Source organism: Streptomyces sp. NPDC053665 (assembly GCF_055585285.1).
The window spans coordinates 316,109-338,836 of sequence record NZ_JBVJKK010000008.1 but is presented as its reverse complement, the minus strand read 5'-3'; the positions used below and the strand labels follow the sequence as shown (position 1 = coordinate 338,836).

Annotated in this window: 23 protein-coding genes; 10 read left to right on the top strand and 13 right to left on the bottom strand. The window is 73.6% G+C overall.

The genetic code is table 11. The features are described 5' to 3' along the window. Positions 1–128: 128 nt before the first annotated feature. Complete coding sequence (locus tag ACZ6ZN_RS29610; RefSeq protein ID WP_469650918.1) at positions 129–1,517, top strand: MFS transporter; 1,389 nt, start codon at positions 129–131, stop codon at positions 1,515–1,517. Here the strand turns inward: ACZ6ZN_RS29610 and ACZ6ZN_RS29605 are convergent. The 3 genes from ACZ6ZN_RS29605 to ACZ6ZN_RS29595 all read right to left on the bottom strand — a co-directional run bounded on the left by ACZ6ZN_RS29605 (position 1,506) and on the right by ACZ6ZN_RS29595 (position 4,001). Then, positions 1,506–2,471, bottom strand: coding sequence for a DMT family transporter (locus ACZ6ZN_RS29605; protein ID WP_469650915.1), 966 nt, complete (start codon positions 2,469–2,471; stop codon positions 1,506–1,508). The genes ACZ6ZN_RS29610 and ACZ6ZN_RS29605 overlap by 12 nt on opposite strands. Before the next feature lie 120 nt (positions 2,472–2,591). Further along, on the bottom strand, positions 2,592–3,302 hold the full coding sequence (locus ACZ6ZN_RS29600) for an ArsR/SmtB family transcription factor (RefSeq protein ID WP_451877443.1): 711 nt from the start codon (positions 3,300–3,302) through the stop codon (positions 2,592–2,594). A gap of 57 nt (positions 3,303–3,359) precedes the next feature. Beyond that, a complete protein-coding gene (locus tag ACZ6ZN_RS29595; protein WP_398110528.1) occupies positions 3,360–4,001 on the bottom strand; it encodes a TetR/AcrR family transcriptional regulator in 642 nt (213 codons plus the stop codon). A 77-nt stretch (positions 4,002–4,078) separates the two neighbouring features. Here ACZ6ZN_RS29595 and ACZ6ZN_RS29590 point away from each other — a divergent pair, with 77 nt between their 5' ends. The 3 genes from ACZ6ZN_RS29590 (at position 4,079) to ACZ6ZN_RS29580 (ending at position 6,279) form a co-directional block, all read left to right on the top strand. After that, positions 4,079–5,230, top strand: coding sequence for an acyl-CoA dehydrogenase family protein (locus ACZ6ZN_RS29590; protein WP_469651070.1), 1,152 nt, complete (start codon positions 4,079–4,081; stop codon positions 5,228–5,230). A 61-nt stretch (positions 5,231–5,291) separates the two neighbouring features. Beyond that, positions 5,292–5,543: a YiaA/YiaB family inner membrane protein gene (locus ACZ6ZN_RS29585; RefSeq protein ID WP_398110529.1), complete on the top strand. Its 252-nt coding sequence runs from the start codon at positions 5,292–5,294 to the stop codon at positions 5,541–5,543. Positions 5,544–5,613: 70 nt separating this feature from the next. Next, positions 5,614–6,279 (top strand): TetR/AcrR family transcriptional regulator, encoded by a 666-nt coding sequence (locus tag ACZ6ZN_RS29580; protein WP_398110530.1) that lies wholly within the window; start codon positions 5,614–5,616, stop codon positions 6,277–6,279. Here the strand turns inward: ACZ6ZN_RS29580 and ACZ6ZN_RS29575 are convergent. Next, positions 6,270–6,731 carry a MaoC family dehydratase gene (locus ACZ6ZN_RS29575; RefSeq protein ID WP_469650911.1) on the bottom strand — a complete coding sequence of 154 codons (462 nt, stop codon included), beginning with the start codon at positions 6,729–6,731 and terminating at the stop codon, positions 6,270–6,272. The genes ACZ6ZN_RS29580 and ACZ6ZN_RS29575 overlap by 10 nt on opposite strands. Positions 6,732–6,849: 118 nt before the next feature. Between ACZ6ZN_RS29575 and soxR the strand changes: the two genes are divergently transcribed. After that, positions 6,850–7,320, top strand: a complete 471-nt coding sequence (gene soxR / locus ACZ6ZN_RS29570; protein WP_398110532.1) for a redox-sensitive transcriptional activator SoxR — start codon at positions 6,850–6,852, stop codon at positions 7,318–7,320. Positions 7,321–7,424: 104 nt separating this feature from the next. Here the strand turns inward: soxR and ACZ6ZN_RS29565 are convergent, their stop codons facing one another. Together ACZ6ZN_RS29565 and ACZ6ZN_RS29560 are read right to left on the bottom strand one after the other, a co-directional pair. Beyond that, positions 7,425–8,147: a 3-keto-5-aminohexanoate cleavage protein gene (locus ACZ6ZN_RS29565; protein WP_469650909.1), complete on the bottom strand. Its 723-nt coding sequence runs from the start codon at positions 8,145–8,147 to the stop codon at positions 7,425–7,427. A 93-nt stretch (positions 8,148–8,240) separates the two neighbouring features. Beyond that, positions 8,241–8,843, bottom strand: a complete 603-nt coding sequence (locus ACZ6ZN_RS29560; protein ID WP_398110534.1) for a hypothetical protein — start codon at positions 8,841–8,843, stop codon at positions 8,241–8,243. A 261-nt stretch (positions 8,844–9,104) separates the two neighbouring features. On the opposite strand from ACZ6ZN_RS29560, the gene ACZ6ZN_RS29555 reads away from it, so the two are divergent. Then, complete coding sequence (locus tag ACZ6ZN_RS29555) at positions 9,105–11,903, top strand: penicillin acylase family protein (RefSeq protein WP_469650906.1); 2,799 nt, start codon at positions 9,105–9,107, stop codon at positions 11,901–11,903. Between the two features lie 45 nt (positions 11,904–11,948). Here ACZ6ZN_RS29555 and ACZ6ZN_RS29550 read toward each other — a convergent pair whose 3' ends face one another. Continuing rightward, on the bottom strand, positions 11,949–13,187 hold the full coding sequence (locus ACZ6ZN_RS29550; protein WP_469650903.1) for an exo-beta-N-acetylmuramidase NamZ family protein: 1,239 nt from the start codon (positions 13,185–13,187) through the stop codon (positions 11,949–11,951). 700 nt (positions 13,188–13,887) lie between these two features. On the opposite strand from ACZ6ZN_RS29550, the gene ACZ6ZN_RS29545 reads away from it, so the two are divergent. Genes ACZ6ZN_RS29545 through ACZ6ZN_RS29535 form a run of 3 tightly spaced genes read left to right on the top strand, consistent with a single transcriptional unit; the run spans position 13,888 to position 16,941 of the window. After that, positions 13,888–14,658, top strand: coding sequence for an SDR family oxidoreductase (locus ACZ6ZN_RS29545; protein ID WP_469650900.1), 771 nt, complete (start codon positions 13,888–13,890; stop codon positions 14,656–14,658). After that, positions 14,655–16,319: a class I adenylate-forming enzyme family protein gene (locus ACZ6ZN_RS29540; RefSeq protein ID WP_469650897.1), complete on the top strand. Its 1,665-nt coding sequence runs from the start codon at positions 14,655–14,657 to the stop codon at positions 16,317–16,319. The genes ACZ6ZN_RS29545 and ACZ6ZN_RS29540 overlap by 4 nt, the downstream gene beginning before the upstream one ends. A 28-nt stretch (positions 16,320–16,347) precedes the next feature. After that, complete coding sequence (locus tag ACZ6ZN_RS29535; RefSeq protein ID WP_398110539.1) at positions 16,348–16,941, top strand: TetR/AcrR family transcriptional regulator; 594 nt, start codon at positions 16,348–16,350, stop codon at positions 16,939–16,941. 87 nt (positions 16,942–17,028) lie between these two features. On the opposite strand, the gene ACZ6ZN_RS29530 is transcribed toward ACZ6ZN_RS29535, so the two are convergent. Then, positions 17,029–18,243, bottom strand: a complete 1,215-nt coding sequence (locus tag ACZ6ZN_RS29530; RefSeq protein WP_451880189.1) for an acyl-CoA dehydrogenase family protein — start codon at positions 18,241–18,243, stop codon at positions 17,029–17,031. Positions 18,244–18,248: 5 nt separating this feature from the next. Then, a complete protein-coding gene (locus ACZ6ZN_RS29525; RefSeq protein WP_469650893.1) occupies positions 18,249–19,283 on the bottom strand; it encodes a phosphotransferase family protein in 1,035 nt (344 codons plus the stop codon). A gap of 199 nt (positions 19,284–19,482) precedes the next feature. Between ACZ6ZN_RS29525 and ACZ6ZN_RS29520 the strand changes: the two genes are divergently transcribed. Further along, complete coding sequence (locus ACZ6ZN_RS29520) at positions 19,483–20,427, top strand: NADP-dependent oxidoreductase (RefSeq protein WP_469650890.1); 945 nt, start codon at positions 19,483–19,485, stop codon at positions 20,425–20,427. Positions 20,428–20,437: 10 nt separating this feature from the next. Here ACZ6ZN_RS29520 and ACZ6ZN_RS29515 read toward each other — a convergent pair whose 3' ends face one another. The 4 genes from ACZ6ZN_RS29515 to ACZ6ZN_RS29500 are packed head-to-tail and all read right to left on the bottom strand — an operon-like array spanning position 20,438 to position 22,696. After that, positions 20,438–20,773, bottom strand: coding sequence for a DUF202 domain-containing protein (locus ACZ6ZN_RS29515; RefSeq protein ID WP_469650887.1), 336 nt, complete (start codon positions 20,771–20,773; stop codon positions 20,438–20,440). Continuing rightward, positions 20,770–21,162, bottom strand: a complete 393-nt coding sequence (locus tag ACZ6ZN_RS29510; protein WP_451880193.1) for a YidH family protein — start codon at positions 21,160–21,162, stop codon at positions 20,770–20,772. The genes ACZ6ZN_RS29515 and ACZ6ZN_RS29510 overlap by 4 nt, the downstream gene beginning before the upstream one ends. 10 nt (positions 21,163–21,172) lie before the next feature. Then, positions 21,173–21,745 carry an NUDIX domain-containing protein gene (locus ACZ6ZN_RS29505; protein WP_469650883.1) on the bottom strand — a complete coding sequence of 191 codons (573 nt, stop codon included), beginning with the start codon at positions 21,743–21,745 and terminating at the stop codon, positions 21,173–21,175. A gap of 42 nt (positions 21,746–21,787) precedes the next feature. Further along, positions 21,788–22,696, bottom strand: coding sequence for a DMT family transporter (locus ACZ6ZN_RS29500; protein ID WP_469650881.1), 909 nt, complete (start codon positions 22,694–22,696; stop codon positions 21,788–21,790). Positions 22,697–22,728: the final 32 nt, after the last annotated feature.

Below are 22,728 nucleotides of genomic sequence, written 5' to 3'. Positions count from 1 at the left end.
AGAAGTCCCGGTGCACGACCCGTTGACGCACATACCGTCCGGTCAGTACGTTCCCCGGAACCCGCGCCACCCCCCGTTCCGTTCCCGCACCCCCCGTCCCTCCCCGCACCCCCCGGAGCGTGCACCACATGGACACGGCACCTTCCGCTCGACCCGCCACCGCCACCGCACCCCCCGCCGGCCACCGCCGCCGCGTGGCCACCGCCGCGGCGCTCGCCTCGGCCGTCGAGTGGTACGACTACTTCGTCTTCGGCATCGCCGCCGCCCTCGTCCTCGGCGATCTCTACTTCCCCGCCGGCAGCTCCACCGCCGGCGTCCTCGCCTCGTTCGCCACCTTCGCCGTCGGCTTCCTCGCCCGGCCGCTCGGCGGCATCGTGGCCGGCCACCTCGGCGACAAGCGCGGCCGCAAGCCGATGCTCGTCCTCGCGCTCACCCTCATGGGCGTGTCCACCACCGCCATCGGCCTGCTGCCGACGTACGACACCATCGGCGTCGCCGCCCCGGTCCTGCTCGTGCTGCTCCGCGTCGCCCAGGGCGTCGCCGTCGGCGCGCAGTGGGGCGGCGCCATGCTCCTGGCCACCGAGTACGCCCCGCAGGGCAAGCGGGGCGTCTACGGCAGCGTCGTCCAGCTCGGCGTGCCCATCGGAGTGGTCACCGCCAACACCGTCTTCCTGCTGGCCGGCGCGCTCACCACCGACTCGGCGTTCACCGCCTGGGGCTGGCGCGTGCCGTTCCTGGTCGGCCTGCTGGTGCTCGGCCTCGCCTGGTACATCCACACCCGCGTCGAGGAGACCCCGGCGTTCCGGCAGGCCGAGAAGGCGCTCGCCGAGAAGGAGAGGACCGAGCAGAGCTCACCGCTGCGCACGATCCTGCGCGGCCACCTCGGCACCGTCCTGCTGGCCGGGGGCTCCTTCGCGGTGAACACCGCGACGTTCTACATCCTCATCACCGGCGTTCTCGACTACACCACCCGCGAACTGGACATGGCCAAGGGCCCGGTGCTGACCGTCTCGCTCTGCGTCAGCCTCACCCAGCTCGTGCTGATCCCGGCCGCCGCCGCGCTCTCCGACCGCATCGGCCGCATCCGGATCTACGCCCTCGGCGCGGCCGGCATCGCCGTGTGGGCGGTCCCGCTGTTCCTGCTGATCGACACCGGCTCGCTGCTGTGGCTCGCGGTCGGCACCTTCGTCGCCAGCTGCTTCCTCAGCGTCATGTACGGGCCCCAGGCCGCCCTGTTCGCCGAGCTGTTCACGCCCGAGATGCGCTACACCGGCGCCTCCCTCGGCTACCAGATCGCGGCCGTCGCGGGCGGCGGGCTGGCCCCCTTCGTCATGGTGCTGCTGCTGGAGGCGACCGGCACCTCGATGGCCGTGTCGGGCTACATCATCGCCCTCTCGGTGATCGCTCTGCTCTCCATCAAGGTGCTCGCGGGCCGGGCGCGGTCGGGGGAGCCGGAGCCCGCGGACGGACCCGCTGAGCCGTCCGCGGCCGGACCCGTGGACGGCTCAGCGGGCTGAGTCCGGGGCCCGCTCGGGCGAAGGCTCCCCGGCCGCTCCCGGAGCCTTCGCCCCGCCCGAGCGCGCCCGCGACCGCGACACCGCCACCCCCGCCAGGCACAGCACACCGCCGGCCAGCGTCAGCAGCCCGGGCACCTCGCCGAGGAACAGCCAGGACATCAGCACGACCAGCGCGGGCGCCGCGTACGTCGTCGCGCCCATCCGGCTCGCGGTCGTCCGGGACAGGGCGTAGGCCCACGTCGTGAACGCCAGGGCGGTCGGGAAGACGCCCAGGTACACCATGTTGAGCGTCGCGGACGCGGGTGCGTGGGCGGCCTCCTGCACGAGCTGCCCCGCGAACGGCAGGCACACCACCGCCCCGACCAGGCAGCCGAACGTCGTCACCTGGAGCGGGCTCGCCGTACCCAGCGCCGGCTTCTGCGCCACGACCCCGCCGGCGTAGGCGATCGCCGCGAGGAGGCACAGCACCACGCCCAGAACCGAGGAGCCGCCCTCACCGGACATCGACAGCCCCACGGTGACCGCACCGGCGAACGACACCCCCATGCCCGCCAGCAGCCGCGGCGGCATCGGATCGCCGAGCAGCCGCGAGCCCAGCAGCGCGATCAGGATGGGCCCGGTGTTCACCACCAGGGCGGCCGTCCCGGCGTCGACCTGCTGCTCGCCCCAGTTGAGGGCGACCATGTAGAAGCCGAACCAGAGCACGCCGGATATCGCGATCCCGCGCCAGGCGGAGCGCGGCGGCCACGTCTCCCGCCGCAGCAGGCAGATCACGCCCAGCGTGAGCGCCCCGGCCAGCAGCCGCCCCAGCGCCAGGGCACCCGGCGAGTACGCGTCACCCGCGCTGCGGATGGACACGAAGGCCGACGCCCACAGCACCACGGTGACCGCGGCCGCCCCGGCGGCCAGAAGCTCGGCCCTGCGGGCGGGACGGGATGAGGAGACGTTCATCATGCTCCTGAGGCTAGGAGGGGACCGCGGTGCAGCGCTCGCGGATTTCGGACGGGGCGGCCAAGGCGCATGCCGGGCCTCTTGGGACCGGGGTCCCTCGGGTGAGGGGCGACGCGGACACTTCTAGCGCAGCTCGGCGGGTTCCACGCCCAGCAGGTCGGACAGGGCCCGCTCGCCGTCCGCCGTCACCTTCACGGCCCGCTCGGAGCCGATCCGCACGCACCACCCGGCGTCCAGGGCGTGCCGGCACAGGGCCGCGCCCGCCACGCCCGCCAGATGGGGCCGGCGTTCGGTCCAGTCCAGGCAGGACCGGGCCAGCGGTCGGCGGCCGTGCGCCGCGAGGACGATCCCGGCCGACGCGAACCAGGCCAGTCCCGCCTCGGTGAGCGCGAAGCCGGTGTCCTGCCGCAGCAGCCCGCGCCGCGTCAGGGCGTCGGTGACGGCGATCCCGAGCCGCCCGGCGAGGTGGTCGTAGCAGGTGCGGCCCCGGGCCATCGCCGAACCGGCACTCGACTCGCGCAGGCTGCGCGGCCGGGCGGCCGGGCCCGGGGAGACCTGCGCGGCCAGGTCCTCCACCAGCTGCGCGGTCCGCGCGTCGGCCAGCCGTACGTAACGGTGGCGGCCCTGGCGCTCCTCGGTGAGCAGCCCACCCGCCACCAGCCGGCCCAGATGCTCGCTCAGCGTCGACGCGGCGACCCCGGCGTGCCGGGCCAGTTCACCCGCGGTCCACGCCCGGCCGTCCAGCAGCGCGAGCAGGCACGCGGCCCGCGTCTCGTCCGCGAACAGCGCGGCGAGCCGTGCCAGCGCCGTGGCCTGGGGATCCCTCGTGGTCATGCCACCAGCATCGCGCACGGACCGTTCGGCCGGCGCCGAAGTGTCGCCCGGACCGTCCTACGCGCTGCCGCGGACCCGCTCGTACTGGCCCGCCAAGCCGTCCAGCAGGGCCGTCAGCCCGGTCTCGAACGCGCGCTCGTCGATCTTCTCCTGCTGTTCCGCGAGGCGGTGGGCCTGCTGCAGGTGCGGGTAGTCGGCCGGGTCGTAGGCGCTGGCGTCGTCGACGAAGCCCCCGGCGAAGGAGCCGAGCGCCGAGCCCATCACGAAGTACCGCATCAGCGCGCCGATGGAGGTGGCCTGGGCCGGGGGCCAGCCCGCCTCGACCATCGCGCCGTAGACGGCGTCCGCCAGGCGCAGCCCGGCCGGGCGGCGGCCGGGGCCGCGGGCCAGGACCGGGACGATGTTGGGGTGGTCGCGCAGGGCGGCCCGGTAGGACACGGCCCAGTCGTGCAGCGCGGCCCGCCAGTCCCGGCCGTCGTCGAACATCGACAGGTCCACCTGGCCGCTCACGGAGTCGGCGACCGCCTCCAGGATCTCGTCCTTGGTGCGGAAGTGGTTGTACAGGGACGGGCCGCTGACCCCCAGTTCGGCGGCGAGCCGCCGGGTGGAGACGGCCGCGAGACCCTCCGCGTCCACGAGCGCCCGGGCCGTCTCGACGATCCGGTCGGTGCTGAGCAGGGGCTTGCGCGGTCGGGCCATGGCGCACATAGTAGGGCTGCCGACAGAAACTAGCAGTGCTAATTTAAGTGTGCAGCTTTCGAGTGGGGTGACGCGTGGTGAACCTGGAGCTCAGCGAGGAGCAGAGCGCGGTACGGCAGCTCGCGCGGGACTTCGTGGAGCGGGAGATCGCCCCGAACGTCGTCGCCTGGGACCGCGCCGAGGAGGTCGACCGGTCGATCGTCAAGAAACTCGGCGAGGTCGGGTTCCTGGGTCTGACGATCGACGAGGAGCACGGCGGCAGCGGCGGTGACCACCTCGCCTACTGCCTCGTCACCGAGGAACTGGGCCGGGGCGACTCGTCCGTGCGCGGCATCGTCTCCGTCTCGCTGGGGCTGGTCGCCAAGACCGTCGCCGCCTGGGGCACCGAGGAGCAGAAGCGGCGCTGGCTGCCCGGGCTCACCTCCGGCGAGACGGTCGGCTGCTTCGGCCTGACCGAGCCCGGCACCGGCTCCGACGCGGGCAGCCTGCGCACCCGGGCCGTGCGCGACGGCGGCGACTACGTCATCAACGGCACCAAGATGTTCATCACCAACGGCACCTGGGCCGACGTCGTGCTGCTCTTCGCCCGCTCCACCGACGCCCCCGGCCACAAGGGCGTCTCCGCCTTCCTCGTCCCGGCGGACACCCCGGGGCTGACCCGGCGCACCATCCACGGCAAGCTCGGGCTGCGCGGCCAGGCCACCGCCGAACTCGTCCTGGAGGACGTGCGCGTGCCGGCCTCCGCCCTGCTGGGGGAGGAGGGCAAGGGGTTCTCCGTCGCCATGTCCGCCCTCGCCAAGGGCCGGATGTCGGTGGCCGCCGGATGCGTCGGCATCGCCCAGGCCGCCCTGGACGCCGCCGTCCGGTACGCCGGCGAGCGCGAGCAGTTCGGCAAGTCCATCGCCCGCCACCAGCTGGTGCAGGAGCTGATCAGCGACATCGCGGTGGACGTGGACGCCGCCCGGCTGCTGACCTGGCGGGTCGCCGACCTCGTCGACCGGGGGCAGCCGTTCGCCGTCGAGTCCTCCAAGGCCAAGCTGTTCGCCTCCGAGGCCGCCGTGCGCGCCGCGAACAACGCCCTGCAGGTCTTCGGCGGGTACGGCTACATCGACGAGTACCCGGCGGGCAAGCTGCTGCGCGACGCCCGGGTGATGACCCTCTACGAGGGCACCAGCCAGATCCAGAAGCTGGTCATCGGGCGGGCCCTGACGGGCGTCTCGGCGTTCTGAGTAGCGCACCTGAGTACGGCGGCGGATGCGGCGCGGGCCATGGCGCGCGCACGCTGTCCGCATGAGTGAGACACCGGGCAAGCAGCAGAACACGGCCGCCTTCTACGGCCAGGCCGTCGCCTCCTTCGCCGTCGCCATGGCGGCCACCGCGGTCGGCATCTACCGGCTGAGCGCCGACGCCTGGGTGCGCGGCTTCCTCGCCATCGCCGTCCTGTACCTCGTCACCTCCTCCTTCACCTTGGCCAAGGTCATCCGTGACCGGCAGGAGGGTCCGCCGGCCGGGCCGTCCTACGCGCCGTTCGAGAAGCGCTGAGCGGCCGCACTAAGCGCCCGCTCACCTTCGGCGGTATGGTGGTGCCCCTGTCGGTGGAGAGGGGCGAGTGATGAGTACGGCGGAGGAGACGGCCGGCGGCGAGGCGCAGGCGTGGGGCGAGGTCACGCCCGACGCGGCGCGGCGGCTGCTGATCGCCGCGGTGGAGGCCTTCGCCGAGCGGGGGTACCACGCGACGACCACCCGTGACATCGCGGGCCGGGCCGGGATGAGCCCCGCGGCGCTCTACATCCACTACAAGACCAAGGAAGAGCTGCTGCACCGCATCAGCAGGATCGGCCACGAGAAGGCCCTGGAGATCCTGCGCACCGCCTCGCGGCGCGAGGGCGGCCCGACCGAGCGCCTCGCCGACGCGGTCAGCTCCTTCGTCCGCTGGCACGCGGGCGGCCGGACGACCGCGCGGGTTGTGCAGTACGAACTGGACTCCCTCGGGCCGGACGCCCGCGCCGAGATCCTCGGCCTGCGCCGGCTGGTCGACGCGGAGATCCGCGGCATCATCGAGGAGGGCGCGCGCTCCGGCGAGTTCGACGTCGTCGACGTGCACGGGACGACGCTGGCCGTGCTGTCGCTGTGCATCGACGTGGCCCGCTGGTTCAACGTCGGCGGGCCCCGCACGCCGGAGGAGGTCGGCGAGCTGTACGCCGACCTCGTCCTGCGGATGGTGGGTGCTGCCGGTTCCGCCCGGCCGGCGGGCGCCGGGGCGGACGCTCAGACGTAGTAGCGCGAGACCGACTCGGCGACGCAGACGGGCTTGTCGCCGCCCTCGCGCTCCACGGTGAACGCGACGGACACCTGCACGCCGCCCGGCACGTCCTCGACACCGGTGATCTGCGCGGTGGCGCGCAGCCGGGAGCCGACGGGCACGGGGGCGGGGAAACGGACCTTGTTCGTCCCGTAGTTGACGCCCATCTTCACGCCTTCGACGGCGATCAGCTGCGGGCCGAAGAGGGGCAGCAGCGACAGGGTCAGGTAGCCGTGCGCGATGGTGGTGCCGAAGGGGCCCGCGGCGGCCTTCTCGGGGTCGACATGGATCCACTGGTGGTCACCGGTCGCCTCGGCGAACAGGTCGATCCGCTTCTGGTCGATGTCGAGCCAGTCGGTGTGGCCCAGTTGTTCACTCACCGCCGACTTCAGCTCGTCGACGGACGTGAAGATCCTCGGCTCTGCCATGTCGTCCAGGCCTCTCGTGTACGGGGTCCGCGCGGTCGCTCAGTACCGTATGCCTAAGCGACTGCTTAGCATGGTCGGCCGGGCGGGCCGTGTCAACGGACTCGGTAGGGTTCGAGGGGTGCCGCAGATTTCAGAGAAGATCCATGAACTCACCGTCGGCCAGCTCTCCGCGCGCAGCGGAGCCGCGGTGTCCGCACTGCACTTCTACGAGTCCAAGGGCCTGATCGGCAGTCGCCGGACCGCGGGCAACCAGCGCCGGTACACGCGGGACACCCTGCGCCGGGTCGCGTTCATCCGCGCCGCCCAGCGGGTCGGCATCCCGCTGGCGACGATCCGCGAGGCGCTGGCGCAGCTTCCCGAGGAGCGCACGCCGACGCGGGAGGACTGGGCGCGCCTGTCCGAGGCGTGGCGCTCGGAGCTGGACGAGCGCATCAAGCAGCTGAACCGGCTGCGGGACCATCTGACGGACTGCATCGGCTGCGGCTGCCTGTCCCTGGACACCTGCGTCCTGTCCAACCCGGGGGACGTCTTCGGCGAACGCCGCGCGGGATCCCGGCTGATGGCCGAGCGGAAGCCGGGCGACGCCTAGGGCCTGTCGTCGGGATCATTCCGGCGTCGCGTGGCCCGGCACGCCCCTCTGCGGCGTTGTCGTCGGTCGCCCACTCCCACGCTCGGCACCCGGGGCGCCCCGGCTCAGGGTGTGCGCCCCGCGTACTCCCGCAGCCCCGCCGTCACCAACTCGGCGTTGGAGCGGGCCGGTCGGCCGTCCGGCAGGTGCAGGGCGTCCTCCAGGCCGATGCGGGTCGCCAGGCCCAGGCGCCCCGCGAGTCGCAACACCGGCCAGGCGCCCCCGTCCTCCCCGTGCAGCAGGACGGGCCGGCCGTGCGCGGCGCCCAGGTCGCTCAGGAGGGCCCGGGCCGAGGCCGCGGCGGTCGACGGGTCCGGGTCCGTCACCTCGGCCAGGACCCTCAGCACTTTCGGGCCGAGGGGCGAGGACGCGAAACGGCGGGCCGCGTCCGTGCCCGACCAGATGCCGGCCTCCACGCCGACCCCGCGGTCGATCAGCGCCGCGGCGATCTCCTCCGCCCCCGGCTCGTGCCAGTTCACCGAGGCGTGGTCGGGCAGCGCCGTCCAGCCGCGGATCCGGTCGAGCCGGGCGGCCGGGTCGGGCTCGGCCCACGCGCCCGTGGTCACCCCCACCGGGACCGCCACCCGGGCGCGGATCGCCGGGAGGGTCAGCGCCAGCACCCCCGGGGACAGCGAGTCCCGCCCGCAGGGGGACTTGGGGTGGACATGGACGTCCGTGGCCCCGGCCGCCACGGCGTCGGCGGCCGACGCGGCCATCGCCTCGGGCGTCAGCGGCACCGCCGCACCGTCGGCCGCGCTCCGCGGCCCGTTCAGACATACCTGCACCATGTGCCGATGGTGCCAGCCGCCACCGACAGCCGGACCCCGCCGGCGAAGTGGGGGTGCGGCATCCCCGGCGCACCCCCCGCGCACCCGCATCCGTCAGGCCGACACCAGCAGCCTCACCCGCTCGGCGTCCGCCAGGGCCTCGGGCGTGAGCACGGGACGCGGCACCAGGATCCCGCAGTCCGCGCAGACCGGCCCCGACGAGGGCTCGTGGTCCAGGCCGTACCTCCACGAGAGGTGCCGCCCGTCACAGACCGGGCACTCGGCGCCCGGCTCGCGCTCCAGCGCGGCGATCAGCCGGCGCAGCACCTCGGCCAGCGGTTCACGGGGATGGACCGCCGGATCGTCGCACCACGCCACACCGAAGCCGCCCCAGGTCATCCGGTGCCAGTCGTCCACACTGCCGGGCCTGCGCAGCCCGTCGTGCTTCTCCTTCCTGCGGCGCTCGGCGAAATCGACCTCGTAGGCCAGCCAGACCGCCCGCGCCTCCTCCAGTTCCTCCAGCGCGGCCACGAGCCGCACCGGGTCGGGAGAGCGGTCCTCGGGGCCGAAACCCGCCCGGGAGCACAGATGGTCCCAGGTGGCCCTGTGCCCGTAAGGGGCGAACCTCTCGAGGCACTTGCGCAGCGAGTAGCGCCGCAAGGCCAGATCGCACCGCGGATCGCGGACCTGTCTCGCCAGACTCCGGAAACCGGCCATCGTCCTGCACCTCCGTCACACCTGCACCTGTATATCGGTCACTTCGGCGTCGTCGTACGGACGTCGCCGAGTAGACGTATCGACAAGCGATTCGGCTCCATCCGATCTCGAATGCCCTCCGTGAGCGGTCCGAAGGGTTCGCCGGTCGACTGCCGTGGTCCGTGCGTCTGTCGTGCCGTCACCGGGAAGTGACGCTTGTTCATCTTCTGCCGAGGGGATACCGGCGGTAACATCCCGCCCACCCCCACGGGAGGAGCCCCCATGCCACGGCGTGTCCCACGCACCGCTCCCCACAGACTGAGAACTCCCGGCGCGATCCCCGGGTTCCTGAAGACGGCTTCCGTATGCGCCCTGATCGCAGGTCTTTTGTCGCCGTTTGCCCCGGCGGCCGCATCGGAAACAGGAACCACCCCGGCCGCGGCCGAAGTGAACGACCACTGCGGCTCGCGGTGTTCGGACATCCTTCCGCCCGGCCAGAACGGCAACGCCACCCTCGCCCAGATCCTCCTCAACCAGGCCTTCGGCACCCAGCCGGAGCACGCCGAGGACCAGCTCGCGCCCTATGCCGCCCTCGCCAAGGGCTACGGCGGACTCACCGACGAGAAGATCAGCGCCTTCTTCAACGACGCGTCCTTCGGCGTGCCCGCCGGCCAGGTCGCCTCCACCGTCCGGCCCGCCGGGCGCGACGACGTGACGATCGTCCGCGACAAGAAGACCGGTGTGCCGCACATCACCGGCACCACGCGCTACGGCACCGAGTTCGGAGCCGGCTACGCGGCCGCCCAGGACCGGCTGTGGCTCATGGACGTCTTCCGGCACGTCGGACGCGGACAACTGACCTCCTTCGCGGGCGGTGCCCCCTCCAACCAGGGCCTCGAGCAGCAGTTCTGGCGGCACGCCCCGTACACCGAGGCCGATCTGCAGGCGCAGATCGACAACGCGGTCGCCCGCAACGGCGAACGCGGCAGGCAGGCGCGCGCCGACGCCGACGCCTACCTCGACGGCATCAACGCCTACATCGACGCCTCCGACAGCGGACGCTGGTTCCCTGGTGAGTACGTACTGACCGGGCACAAGGACTCGATCACCAACGCGGGGGAGATAGAGCACTTCGAGATCACCGACCTGGTCGCGCTCGCTTCCGTGGTCGGCGCCCTGTTCGGGTCCGGCGGGGGCGGCGAGGTGAACAACGCCCTGTCCCTGCTCGCCGCGCAGGAGAAGTACGGCGTGGTCGAGGGCACCGAGGTCTGGGAGTCCTTCCGGCAGCGCAACGACCCGGAGGCCGTGCTCACCGTCCACGACGGCAGCTTCCCGTACGCGACCCGGCCGAAGGACCCGCAGGGCGCGGCCCTGCCGGACCCCGGCTCGGTGCGGCCCGAGCCGCTCGTGTACGACCGCACCGGCAGCGCCGCCGGATCCGGAGCCACCGGCGCCTCGAAGGAAGCGGCCGCCACCGCCCTGTCCTCCGCCCGCCGCGGCATGTCCAACGCCCTGGTGGTCAGCGGGAAGCACACCGCGAGCGGGCACCCCGTCGCCGTCTTCGGGCCGCAGACCGGCTACTTCGCCCCGCAGCTGCTGCTGCTCCAGGAGATCCAGGGTCCCGGCATCAGCGCCCGCGGCGCCTCCTTCGCGGGCCTGAGCATGTACGTCGAACTCGGCCGCGGCCAGGACTACGCCTGGAGCGCCACCACCTCCGGCCAGGACATCATCGACACCTACGCCGTCGAGCTCTGCCAGGACGACCACCACTACCTCTACCGCGGCACCTGCACGCCGATGGAGAAGGTCGAGCAGAAGAACGCCTGGAAGCCCACCGTCGCCGACGGCACCGCCGCCGGCTTGTACACGATGCGGGTGTGGCGCACGAAGTACGGGCCCGTCGAGTACCGCGCCACGGTGGGCGGGAAGAAGGTCGCCTACACCACCCTGCGCTCCTCCTACCTGCACGAGGCCGACTCCATCATCGGCTTCCAGATGCTCAACGACCCCGGCCACGTCCGCGGCCCCGAGTCCTTCCAGCAGGCGGTGCAGCACATCAACTACACCTTCAACTGGTTCTACGCCGACTCCGAGCACACCGCGTACTACAACAGCGGCGACAACCCGGTGCGCGCGGCCGGCGTGGACCCCGAGTTCCCCGCGTGGGCGCGGCCCGCCCACGAGTGGCGCGGCTGGGACCCGGCGGCCAACACCGCCGACTACACCCCGCCCTCCGCGCACCCCCGCTCCGTCGACCAGGACTACTACGTGTCCTGGAACAACAAGCAGGCCAAGGACTACACCGCGGCGCCCTGGGGCAACGGGTCCGTGCACCGCGGCAACCTCCTCGACGACCGGGTGGAGCAGCTGGTCCGGCAGGGCGGGGTGACCCGGGCGTCCCTCGTGCGCGCCATGGCCGACGCGGGCCTGGCCGACCTGCGGGCCGAGGACGTGCTGCCCCGGCTGCTGAAGGTCGTGACCAGCGCGCCGGTCACCGACCCGGCCGCCGCGGCCGCCGTGGGCAGGCTCCAGGCCTGGACCGCCGCCGGCGGCAAGCGCACGGAGACCTCGGCAGGTTCGCGGAAGTACGCCGACGCCGACGCGATCCGCATCCTGGACGCCTGGTGGCCGCTGCTGGTCCGGGCCGAGTTCGAACCGGGCCTCGGCACGAAGCTGTACGCGGCGATGACGGCGAACCTGCCCGTCGACGAAGCACCGTCGGCCGCGCACGGCCCGACCGGATCGCACGCGGGCAGCTCCTTCCAGTACGGCTGGTGGAGCTACGTCGACAAGGACCTGCGGGCCGTGCTCGGCGAGGAGGTGAAGGGGCCCCTGGCCCGGTCCTACTGCGGCGGCGGCAGCCTCGGCGCCTGCCGGGACACCCTCCTCGCCACCCTGAAGCAGGCCGCCGCGGCGACCCCGGCCCAGGTCTACCCGGGCGACGAGGTGTGCGCGGCGGGCGACCAGTGGTGCGCCGACTCGATCAACCACCGCACCCTGGGCGGCATCAAGCACCCGACGATCGGCTGGCAGAACCGGCCGACCTACCAGCAGGTCGTGGAGTTCACCTCGCACCGGTGAGGCACGGCGGGCGGCGGGCCCGGCCCCGGGCCCGCCGCCCGTGGCTCAGCGGTACAGCAGGTACGCGCGCCGCACCCTGCGGAACGCGGCCAGGTCGGCCCGCCAGCCCGCCACGACCTCGTCCGTGCCGGCGCCCGCGTCGATCATCGTGCGCACGCGCGTGGTCCCGGTGAGCTTGTCGATCCAGTTGTCGGGGCGCCAGGCGAAGCCGCTCCAGGTCCGCTTGGCGGTCACGAGCAGCCCGATGCCGGTGCGCACGGGGTCGAAGGCCGCCCGGTCGTGGACGTGGACCTGCACCCCGCCGATCGTCCTGCCCTGGAACTTGGAGAAGGTGGGCGCGAACCAGGCCTCCCTGAACCGGACCCCCGGCAGGGCGAGTTCGTTCGCCGCCGCGGCCCAGTGCCGGTCGACGCCCTCGGCGCCCAGCAGTTCGAACGGGCGGGTCGTGCCGCGCCCCTCCGACAGGTTGGTGCCCTCGAACAGGCACGTGCCCGAGTACACCAGGGCCGTCTCCGGCGTCGGCATGTTCGGGCTCGGCGGCACCCACGGCAGCCCCGAGGCGTCGTAGAAGTCGGAGCGGTCCCAGCCCGACATGGTGACGGTCTCCAGCGGCACGGGGTCGGTGAGGAACTCGCCGTTGAACAGCCGGGCCAGCTCCGCGACGGTCATGCCGTGCGCCTGGGCGATGGGCTGCCGGCCGACGAAGGTCGCGAACTCCTTGTGCAGCACGGGACCCAGAGCCGCCCGGCCGGTGACCGGGTTGGGCCGGTCCAGGACGACGAACCGCTTGCCGGCGAGCCGCGCGGCCTCCATGCAGTCGTACAGCGTCCAGATGTAGGTGTAGAAGCGGGCACCGACGTCCTGGATGTCGAAGACGACCGTGTCGACGCCGGAGGCGGTGAAGACGTCCGCGAGCGGGCGGCCGCTCTTGAGGTACGTGTCGTACACGGGCAGTCCGGTGGCCGGGTCGTCGTAGCGGCCCTCGGAGCCGCCCGCCTGCGCGGTGCCCCGGAAACCGTGCTCGGGGCCGAAGACCGCGGTGAGCCGGACACGGTCGTCGGCGTGCATGACGTCGACGATGTGGCGGGCGTCGCGGGTGATGCCGGTCGGGTTGGTGACCACGCCCACCTTCTGGCCGTCGAGCAGGGCGTAACCGTCCCGCGCCAGGCGCTCGAAGCCGGTGCGCAGGGGGCGGCGGGGCCGGGCCGCCGCCGGGTGGGGCGCGGCGGCGACGGCCGCCGCCGCCGTGGCCGTGGTGATGACGGCTCGTCTGGAAGGGCGCATGCGGGACCTCCTGGGGTGGGGACGGTCGGCATGGGCACGGTATGTCCTCCGGCGGGCCGTGGGGAGGCCGCGGACCGGATGCGGCCGGGTCGTGCCGCGGGGCGCGGCCGCTCGAGCCGCCGGGCGACGCCGCGGCCGGCACTGCACCCGGCGCCGCACGGCCGGCACCGCGCCCGGCACAGTGCGCCCGGCCCCGAGGCCGGCACAGTGCGGCCGGTACCGGGGCAGGCTCCGTGCGGCCGGTACCGGGGCAGGCTCCGTGCGGCCGGTACCGGGGCAGGCTCCGTGCGGCCGGTACCGCGGCAGGCTCCGTGCGACCGGCGCCGCGCCCGGCTCCGTGCGGTCGGCCCCGCGCCCGGCTCCGTGCGGTCGGCCCCGCGACCGGCACCGTGCGGCCGGCATCGTGCGCCCGGCGCCGCACGGCAGGCTCCGTGCGGCCGGCACCGCGCCCGGCACCGTGCGCCCGGCTCCATGCGCCCGGCACAGTGCGCCCGGCACAGTGCGCCCGGAACCGCGCCCGGCACCGTGCGGCCGGAGCCGCACGACCGGCACCGCGCCCGGCGCCACACGGTCGGCCCCGCGCCCGACCCCGCGGCCGGCACTCTGCGGTGTACGGCGGGCGGTGCGGTGGCCTCTTCCCAGGTACATACCGACCGGTTAGTCTGACGCCATTGCCGTTCCGCGATCGAGGAGACCGACAGTGGGAGCCTTTCAAGGGGCCGGGGTAGTTGTCACGGGAGCCGGCGGCGGGATCGGAGCCGCGCTCGCCCGGCGCTTCGCCGCCGAGGGGGCCCGGGTCGTCGTCAACGACCTGGACGCCGAGCGGGCCAAGCGCGTCGCGGAGGAGATCGGCGGGACGGCCGTGGCCGGCGACGCCTCGGCGATCGTCGCCGACGCCCGGGACGCCCTCGACGGGACCGTGGACGTCTACTGCGCCAACGCCGGTGTCGCCTTCGGGGGCGGGCAGGCGGACGGGCCGCTGGACGAGACGGCGTGGGCCGCCTCCTGGGACGTGAACGTCATGGCCCACGTCCGCGCCGCCCACGCCCTGCTGCCGGACTGGCTGGAGCGCGGGAGCGGCCGGTTCGTCTCCACCGTGTCCGCCGCCGGACTGCTCACCATGATCGGCGCCGCCCCCTACGCCGTCACCAAGCACGGGGCGCTCGCCTTCGCCGAGTGGCTGGCGCTCACCTACCGGCACCGGGGCGTGAAGGTGCACGCCATCTGCCCGCAGGGGGTGCGCACCGACATGCTGGCCGCCACCGGCAGCGCGGGCGACCTGGTGCTCCAGCCGACCGCGATCGAACCGGAGGCGGTGGCGGACGCCCTGATGCGCGGCGTCGAGGAGGACCGCTTCCTGATCCTGCCGCACCCCGAGGTCGCCGGGTACTACCAGGCCCGGGCCGGTGAGCCCGACCGCTGGCTGTCCGGCATGAACCGCATCCAGCAGCAGTGGGAGGCGACCCGGTGACCGCGTCCCGCTACGCCGCCAAGCCCTGGCTCGCCCTGCTCAGCGAGGCCCAGAAGGGGGCGATCGACCCCGCCGACTCCCTGGTGCACGCCCTGCGGCGGGCCGTCGCCGAGACGCCGGACGGCGACTTCCTGGCCTACTTCGACGGCCGCCTGACCTACCGGGACGCCGACGAGCTCAGCGACTCCGTCGCCGGGCACCTCGCGGCGCGCGGCCTCGAACGCGGCGACCGGGTCGCGGTGCTCCTGCAGAACTCCCCGCTCTTCGTGCTCGCCGTGCTCGGCGCCTGGAAGGCGGGCGCGGTCGTCGTGCCCGTCAACCCCATGTACAAGTCGGGCGAGGTCGGGCACGTCCTGCGGGACGGCGAGGTGGCCGCGCTGATCTGCTCCGACCGCGCCTGGGAGGGGTACCTGCGCGACACGGCGGCGGACTCGCCCGTGCGGATCGTGCTCACGGCGTGCGAACGGGACTTCCAGACGCGCGGCGACGCCCGCGTGCTCACCTTCGAGCGCCTGCCGCAGGCCCCGGACGCCGACGACCTGGCGGCCGTGGCGCGGGCCGGTCACAAGGCGCCCGGCGACCGCGATCCGGAGCCCTCCGGCATCGCGCTGATCAGCTACACCTCCGGCACCAGCGGCACCCCCAAGGGCGCCACCAACACCCACCGCAACATCATGTACAACGCCGAGCGGCAGCGGACCGGCCTCGGGCTCCCGCAGCGGCCGGTCTACTTCGCGCTGGCGCCGCTGTTCCACATCACCGGCATGGTCTGCCAGCTGGGCGCGTGCCTGACCAGCGGGGGCACGCTCGTGCTGGCCTACCGCTTCGAGGCGGGCGTCGTGCTCGACGCGTTCGCCGAGCACCGCCCGCACTACACCGTCGGTCCCTCCACGGCCTTCATGGCCCTGGCCGCCCACCCCTCCGCCACCCGCGACCACTTCTCCTCCTTCCGGGTGATCTCCTCCGGCGGGGCCCCGCTGCCGCCCGCCCTGGTGGAGAAGTTCCGGGCCGGCTTCGGCCCGTACATCCGCAACGGCTACGGGTTGACCGAGTGCACCGCCCCCTGCGCCTCCGTGCCGCCGGGCCTCGAGGCACCCGTCGATCCCGTCTCCGGCACCCTCGCCGTGGGCCTGCCCGGCCCCGACACGGTCGTGAGGATCGTCGACGACCACGGCGAGGAGGTCCCCTTCGGCGAACAGGGCGAGATCGTCGTCGGCGGCCCCCAGGTCGTGCCCGGCTACTGGCGCCGCCCCGACGCCACCGCCGACACCTTCCCCGGCGGCGAACTGCGCACCGGCGACATCGGCTTCATGGACGAGCAGGGCTGGCTGTACGTCGTGGACCGCAAGAAGGACATGATCAACGCGTCCGGCTTCAAGGTGTGGCCGCGCGAGGTCGAGGACGTCCTCTACACCCACCCCGCCGTGCGGGAGGCGGCGGTCGTCGGCGTCCCCGACGGGTACCGCGGGGAGACCGTCAAGGCGTACATCAGCCTGCGCCCGGACGCCGCGGCGGACCCGGACGCGCTCGCCGCCTACTGCAAGGAGAGACTGGCCGCCTACAAATATCCGCGCCAGGTGGAGATCCTGCCGGACTTGCCGAAGACGGCCAGTGGGAAGATCCTCCGTCGGGAACTGCGTTCCCGCACGCACGGCAACTGACAGCAGAACGGAAAGGCAGGTGGCGGCAGTGCCCAGGACCACGGACTCGGACGGCACTCCCGTCCCTCAGCGGCTCCTGGCCGCCGCCACCCGGCTCTTCGCGGAGCAGGGCTACGACCGCACCTCGGTGCAGGAGATCGTCGAGGCGGCCGGTGTCACCAAGGGCGCGCTCTACCACTACTTCGGCTCCAAGGACGACCTGCTGCACGAGGTGTACGCGCGCGTGCTGCGCATCCAGCAGGAGCGGCTGGACGCCGTGGCGGGCGCCGACGAGCCGGTCGAGAAGCGGCTGCGCGCCGCGGCGGCGGACGTCGTCGTGACGACCATCGACAACCTCGACGACGCGATGATCTTCTGGCGGTCGATGCACCACCTGAGCCCCGAGAAGAACAAGCAGGTGCGGGCGGAGCGCCGCCGGTACCACGAGCGCTTCCGCGCGCTCGTCGAGGAGGGCCAGGAGGCCGGCGTCTTCTCCCGGGCGACCCCGGCGGACCTGGTCGTGGACTACCACTTCGGCTCGGTCCACCACCTGTCGACCTGGTACCGCCCGGACGGCCCGCTCAGCCCCCAGGAGGTCGCCGACCACCTCGCCGACCTCCTGGTGCGCGCCCTGCGCCCCTAGTCCGCGGAGGGGCCGAGCGGGCGGAACCCCATGGGAGGACGGGACGGGGCGGGCGGGGGCGGCGAGCCCCCGGCCGCCCCACCGGCCTCACAGGTACCGCTTCAGCTCCCGCCGGGCCAGCGACCGCTGGTGCACCTCGTCCGGCCCGTCCGCGATCATCAGCGTCCGCGCCCCCGCGTACAGCTCCGCCAGCGGGAAGTCCTGGCTGACGCCGCCCGCGCCGTGCAGCTGGATCGCCTTGTCGAGGATCTCCACCACCGCACGCGGCGTGGCGATCTTGATGGCCTGGATCTCGGTGTGCGCCCCGCGGTTGCCCACGGTGTCCATCAGCCAGGCCGTCTTCAGCACCAGCAGCCGCAGCTGCTCCACCGTCACCCGGGCGTCGGCGATCCAGTTGTGCACCACGCCCTGCTGGGCCAGCGCCTTGCCGAAGGCGTTGCGGGACACGGCCCGCCGGCACATGAGCTCGATCGCTCGCTCGGCCATGCCGATCAGCCGCATGCAGTGGTGGATGCGGCCGGGACCGAGCCGGGCCTGCGCGATGGCGAACCCGCCGCCCTCCTCGCCGACCAGGTTCGACACCGGCACCCGCGCCTCGTCGAAGACCACCTCGGCGTGACCGCCGTGGTAGTGGTCCTCGTACCCGAACACCTGCATCGCGCGCGTGATCGTCACGCCCGGGGTGTCGCGCGGCACCAGGACCATGGACTGCTGGCGGCGGATGTCCGCCCCGTCCGGGTCCGTCTTGCCCATGACGATGAAGATCTTGCAGTCGGGGTGCATCGCCCCGGAGATGTACCACTTGCGGCCGGTGATGACGTACTCGTCGCCGTCGCGCCGGATGTGCGTCGTGATGTTCGTGGCGTCCGAGGAGGCGACGTCCGGCTCGGTCATCGCGAACGCCGAGCGGATCTCCCCCGCGAGCAGCGGCTCCAGCCACTGCTTGCGCTGCTGCTCGTCACCGAACTGGGTGAGCACCTCCATGTTCCCGGTGTCGGGCGCGGCGCAGTTCGTCACGGTCGGCGCCAGCTGCGGGGAGCGGCCCATGATCTCGGCGAGCGGCGCGTACTGCAGGTTGGTGAGCCCGGCGCCGTACTCCGAGTCCGGCAGGAACAGGTTCCACAGGCCCTGCCGGCGGGCCTCGGCCTTGAGCTCCTCCACCACCGGGACCGTCTCCCACGGCGAGGCGAGCCGTTCGCGCTGCTCGTGCGCGACGGCCTCGGCCGGGTAGACGTGCTCGTCCATGAAGGCGAGGAGCCTGCCGCGCAGCTCCTCGGTGCGCGCGTCGAAAGCGAAGTCCATGCGGATCAGCCCTCCTGAAGGCCTTCGTGAAGCGTCGTCAGTCCGTGGTGGACGAAGACGGGGACGAGGTCGCCGATGCGGTCGAAGCCGCGGCCGACCGTCTGGCCCAGCGTGTAGCGGTAGTGGATGCCCTCGAGGATCACGGCGAGCTTGAACCAGGCGAAGGCCGTGTACCAGGAGACGGCGGAGACGTCGCGCCCCGAGCGCGCGGCGTACCGCTCGATGAGTTCGGACGGCGCCGGGTGCCCGGGGGCCGTCGCGGTCGTGGAGACGGGGGAGTCGGGCAGGTCCAGCGGCATGCTGTACATGACCAGCAGACCCAGGTCGGTGAGCGGGTCGCCCAGCGTGGACATCTCCCAGTCGAGGATCGCCCGGATCGCGTCGTCCTCGCCGATCAGCACGTTGTCCAGGCGGTAGTCGCCGTGGACGACGGCCGGTGCGGGGGAGCCGGGCAGCTCGCGGCCGAGCGCGGCGTGCAGTTCGTCGATGCCGTCCAGGTCGCGGTTGCGGGAGGCGTCGAGCTGCTTGCCCCAGCGCCGCAGCTGCCGGTCCAGGAAGCCCTCGGGACGGCCGAAGTCGTCGAGGCCCACGGCCTGCGGGTCGACCGCGTGCAGCTCGACCAGCGTGTCCACCAGGTTCAGCACCGCGCCCCGGGTCCGCTCCGCGCCGAGGGGGGCGAGCTGGTCGGCGGTGCGGTAGGGCGTGCCCTCGACGAACTCCATCACGTAGAAGGGGGCTCCGAGCACCTCCTCGTCCTCGCACAGCAGCACCGGCTGCGGTACCGGGACGGCGGTGGGGTGCAGCGCGCTGATCACCCGGTGCTCGCGCCTCATGTCGTGCGCGGTGGCCAGCACGTGGCCGAGCGGGGGCCGCCGGACGACCCAGCGGGAGGTGCCGTCGGAGACGGCGTAGGTGAGGTTCGAGCGTCCGCCCTCGATGAGCCGGCCCGACAGCGGTCCGTCCACCAGGCCGGGCCGCTCGCGGTCGAGCAGGGCGCGCAACCGGTCGAGATCGAGACCGGGCGGGTGATCGGGGCTCATACGTGGCTCCTACGGGCAGGCGGACAGTTCCCGACCCATGATGCCGACCGGTCGGTATGTCGTCCAGAGGGGGGCGGAAACGTGATCGGAGCCACGATAGGCCGCCCGCCCCCGGCGCGCGGCGTCCGGGGCGGTCCGGACCGGTTCGTTCAGGCGATCCGGGTTGCGGGCGGCCCGGCGAGCCCGGAAGGTCGGACCCATGAAGGCGATCAGCTATGCGCGGTACGGCGGACCCGAGGCCCTGGCGTTCGGGGAGGTGCGCGACCCGAAGGTCGGTCCCGACGCGGTGCTGGTGAAGGTCCGGGCGGCGGCCGTGAACCCCGTCGACTGGAAGGCCCGCGAGGGCTACCTCGACGGCATCCTCGCCCCGGTCTTCCCCGTGGTGCCCGGCTGGGACGTCTCGGGCGTCGTCGTGCGCCCCGGGGCGGCGGTCGCCGAGTTCGACGTGGGGGACGAGGTCATCGGGTACGTGCGCGAGGACTTCCTCTCCCGGGGCACCTTCGCCGAGTACGTGGCGGCGCCCGTGCGCACCCTGGCCCGCAAGCCCCGCAATCTGACCTGGGAGGAGGCGGCCGGGCTGCCCCTGGCCGGGCTCACCGCGTACCAGGTGCTGCGCCGGGTGCTGGAGGTCAGGCGCGGCGAGACGGTGCTGGTGCACGCCGCGGCGGGCGGCGTCGGCTCCCTGGCGGTGCAGCTGGGCACGCACCTCGGCGCCCGCGTGATCGGGACGGCGAGCGAACGCAACCACGACTTCGTCCGCGGCCTCGGCGGCGAGCCGGTGACGTACGGCGAGGGACTGGCCGAGCGGGTGCGCGGGCTGGCGCCGGAAGGGGTGCACGCGGTGTTCGACACCGTCGGCGGCGACGCGCTGAAGGTGTCGGCGAACCTGCTGGCCCCCGAGGGCCGCCTGGTGTCGATCGCCGACAACGACGTCGTGACCTACGGCGGCCGCTACTACTTCGTCCGCCCCGACGCCGCCGACCTGCTGCACCTGACCGAACTGGCGGAGCAGGGCGTGGTCGGCGTGCACGTGGACGAGACGTTCCCGCTGGAGCGGACGGCGGAGGCGCACCTGCGCAGCCAGGAGGGACGCACCCGCGGCAAGATCGTGGTGACGGTGGACCGGGGGGGCGAGGAGGCCTGAGCGAGCGGTCCTAGAGGACCAGGGCGGCCCCGCACACCGCCATGGCCACCGTGCACAGGGCCGCCGCAGCGGCGTGCCGGGGCGTGAAGGGCACCCGGCCCGGACCGGCCGCCAGGGCGCGGATCCTGCGGTGGGCGACGGCCAGGAACGCCAGCCACAGGCCGCAGCACAGGGCGCCCGCGACGATCCCGGACGCCGAGGCGCCGCCGTGCAGCACGGTCTTCACGGCGAGCACCGCGGCGACCGTGCCGGACAGCGTCGTACGCCGCCACGCGAGCCGGGTCCGCTCCGGCTGCAACCCGGGATCCCGGCCGGGGCCCCCGCCACGCCCCGCCGGGACGCTCACGCCTCCCACCCCACCAGCACCACGACCACCATCGCCACGGCCACGATCGCGACGACGAGGCTCAGCAGGGCCGGGAAACGCGAGACGGGCAGGTCCTCGCCCCGGCGCATGGCCCGCTCGCAGCGCACCCAGTGGTTGACGGCCCGCAGCGAGCACAGCACCCCCGAGGCGAGCAGCGCGAGCGCCAGCCCGACCCGCCATCCCCAGCGCAGGTCCGGCAGGAACTGGTCCACGGCGAACCCTCCGCCGATCAGCGCGAGCGCGGTACGCAGCCAGGCGAGGAAGGTGCGCTCGTTGGCCAGCGAGAAGCGGTAGTCGGGGGTCTCCCCGTCCTCCCGGACCTCCGCGGGCACGAACCAGAACCGGACGTTCCGCACAAACTCGATCACACGCGCGACCCTACCCGCGCCCCACCCGCCCGGCGCCGCCGGAGGCACCGCCGCTCGCCGGACCCGGCCGTCCCGGCGAGCGGAACTCCTTCAGCCGTGCGTACGCCGCCAGGCCGTCCGGGACCCAGGGCCAGTCGGTGAGGCGGTGCTCGACCTCCGAGTCGGTGAGGAAGGCGTGCCAGGCGACCTCCTCGGCCTGCGGGTGGACGGGCAGGTCGCAGGTCACCTCGTACACCGCCGACCACCAGGTGCGGCCGGCCCCGTCGTCGTAGAGGAAGGTGAACAGGTGGCGGGGGGCCGGCAGGCCGCTCACGCCCAGTTCCTCCTCGGCCTCCCGCAGGGCCGCCGCGTCGTAGGACTCTCCCGCGCCGACCACGCCGCCGACGAACATGTCGTACAGGGAGGGGAAGACCAGCTTCTGCGGGGTGCGCCGGTGCACGAAGATCCGCCCGGCGGCGTCCCGGGCCTGGACGAACACGCAGCGGTGCCGCAGCCCCCGGGCGTATACCTCGCCGCGCGGGGATCGTCCGACGACCCGGTCGTGCTCGTCCACGATGTCGAGGATCTCGTCAGCAGCGCTCATGCCCCCATCCAAGCAGCCGGGGGCGCCCGGGGGAGGGGTGCGTCAGGGGGACGCCGGGCTGACCGCGGCGGAGCCCACCCGGGCCCGTGCGCCGGCCGCTCCGGCCGGCATCGCCGGATGCAGTCCCAGCAGCACGATCCCGGCGACCACCGCGAGCAGGCCGCCGCTTTCCCAGCCCAGCGCCGCCGCGTCGGTGCGCAGCCGGTCGCCGAGGAAGCCGACGCCGCAGACGATCCCGGCGAGCGGCTGGGCCGCCGTCAGCGCGGGCAGCGAGGTGCGCAGGGGCGCCGTCTCGAAGGCGCTCTGCACCAGCAGCAGCCCCGTGACGCCGAGCGCGACGACCGCGTACGGCTGCCAGCCCGTCATCAGCCCGGCGAAGCCGCCGTCGGAGAACCGCTGCCCGCTCACCCGGGTCAGCGCGTCCTGGACGCCGTACAGCAGCCCGGCCGCGAGTGCGAGCAGCGCCGGGCCGGAGCCCGTCCGGGAGCGCCTGCCGCGGGCCGTGAGCAGCAGGGCGAGCCCGATCATGACCCCGATGATCAGCCACTGCCGCACCGGGTCGGCCGTCGCGGTGCCGCCCTCGGGCCGGCCCGCCACGATGAACGCGGTCACGCCGCCCGCCAGCAGCAGCAGGCCCGACCAGCCCTGGCGCCCCAGCGAGTGCCGGGTCTGCCGGCGGGACAGGGCCAGCGCGAAGAGCAGGTTCGTGGCGAGCAGCGGCTCCACCAGCGACAGCCGGCCCTGCCCCAGCGCCGCCGCGCCCAGGCCCATGCCGGCCACCATCAGCGCGATCCCGCCGAGCCAGCGCGGCACCTTCACGAGGTCGAGCAGCAGCCGGAAGGAGAGGAAGTCGCCCAGCGGGGCCCGCCGGGCCGCGTTCTGCTGGAGGACGAAACCGAAGCCCAGGCAGCAGGCTGCGCCGAGAGAGAGCGCCAGAACCAGAACCGACACGCGGTGTACCTCGATCGTCAAGTCGGGTCACG

What these genes read in the sequence shown, in the direction of transcription:
- ACZ6ZN_RS29610 (WP_469650918.1), top strand. Translation starts at nt 129, where the DNA reads ATGGACACGGCACCTTCCGCTCGACCCGCCACCGCCACCGCACCCCCC.
- ACZ6ZN_RS29605 (WP_469650915.1), bottom strand. Translation starts at nt 2,471, where the DNA reads ATGATGAACGTCTCCTCATCCCGTCCCGCCCGCAGGGCCGAGCTTCTG.
- ACZ6ZN_RS29600 (WP_451877443.1), bottom strand. Translation starts at nt 3,302, where the DNA reads ATGACCACGAGGGATCCCCAGGCCACGGCGCTGGCACGGCTCGCCGCG.
- ACZ6ZN_RS29595 (WP_398110528.1), bottom strand. Translation starts at nt 4,001, where the DNA reads ATGGCCCGACCGCGCAAGCCCCTGCTCAGCACCGACCGGATCGTCGAG.
- ACZ6ZN_RS29585 (WP_398110529.1), top strand. Translation starts at nt 5,292, where the DNA reads ATGAGTGAGACACCGGGCAAGCAGCAGAACACGGCCGCCTTCTACGGC.
- ACZ6ZN_RS29580 (WP_398110530.1), top strand. Translation starts at nt 5,614, where the DNA reads ATGAGTACGGCGGAGGAGACGGCCGGCGGCGAGGCGCAGGCGTGGGGC.
- ACZ6ZN_RS29575 (WP_469650911.1), bottom strand. Translation starts at nt 6,731, where the DNA reads ATGGCAGAGCCGAGGATCTTCACGTCCGTCGACGAGCTGAAGTCGGCG.
- ACZ6ZN_RS29565 (WP_469650909.1), bottom strand. Translation starts at nt 8,147, where the DNA reads ATGGTGCAGGTATGTCTGAACGGGCCGCGGAGCGCGGCCGACGGTGCG.
- ACZ6ZN_RS29560 (WP_398110534.1), bottom strand. Translation starts at nt 8,843, where the DNA reads ATGGCCGGTTTCCGGAGTCTGGCGAGACAGGTCCGCGATCCGCGGTGC.
- ACZ6ZN_RS29555 (WP_469650906.1), top strand. Translation starts at nt 9,105, where the DNA reads ATGCCACGGCGTGTCCCACGCACCGCTCCCCACAGACTGAGAACTCCC.
- ACZ6ZN_RS29550 (WP_469650903.1), bottom strand. Translation starts at nt 13,187, where the DNA reads ATGCGCCCTTCCAGACGAGCCGTCATCACCACGGCCACGGCGGCGGCG.
- ACZ6ZN_RS29530 (WP_451880189.1), bottom strand. Translation starts at nt 18,243, where the DNA reads ATGGACTTCGCTTTCGACGCGCGCACCGAGGAGCTGCGCGGCAGGCTC.
- ACZ6ZN_RS29525 (WP_469650893.1), bottom strand. Translation starts at nt 19,283, where the DNA reads ATGAGCCCCGATCACCCGCCCGGTCTCGATCTCGACCGGTTGCGCGCC.
- ACZ6ZN_RS29520 (WP_469650890.1), top strand. Translation starts at nt 19,483, where the DNA reads ATGAAGGCGATCAGCTATGCGCGGTACGGCGGACCCGAGGCCCTGGCG.
- ACZ6ZN_RS29505 (WP_469650883.1), bottom strand. Translation starts at nt 21,745, where the DNA reads ATGAGCGCTGCTGACGAGATCCTCGACATCGTGGACGAGCACGACCGG.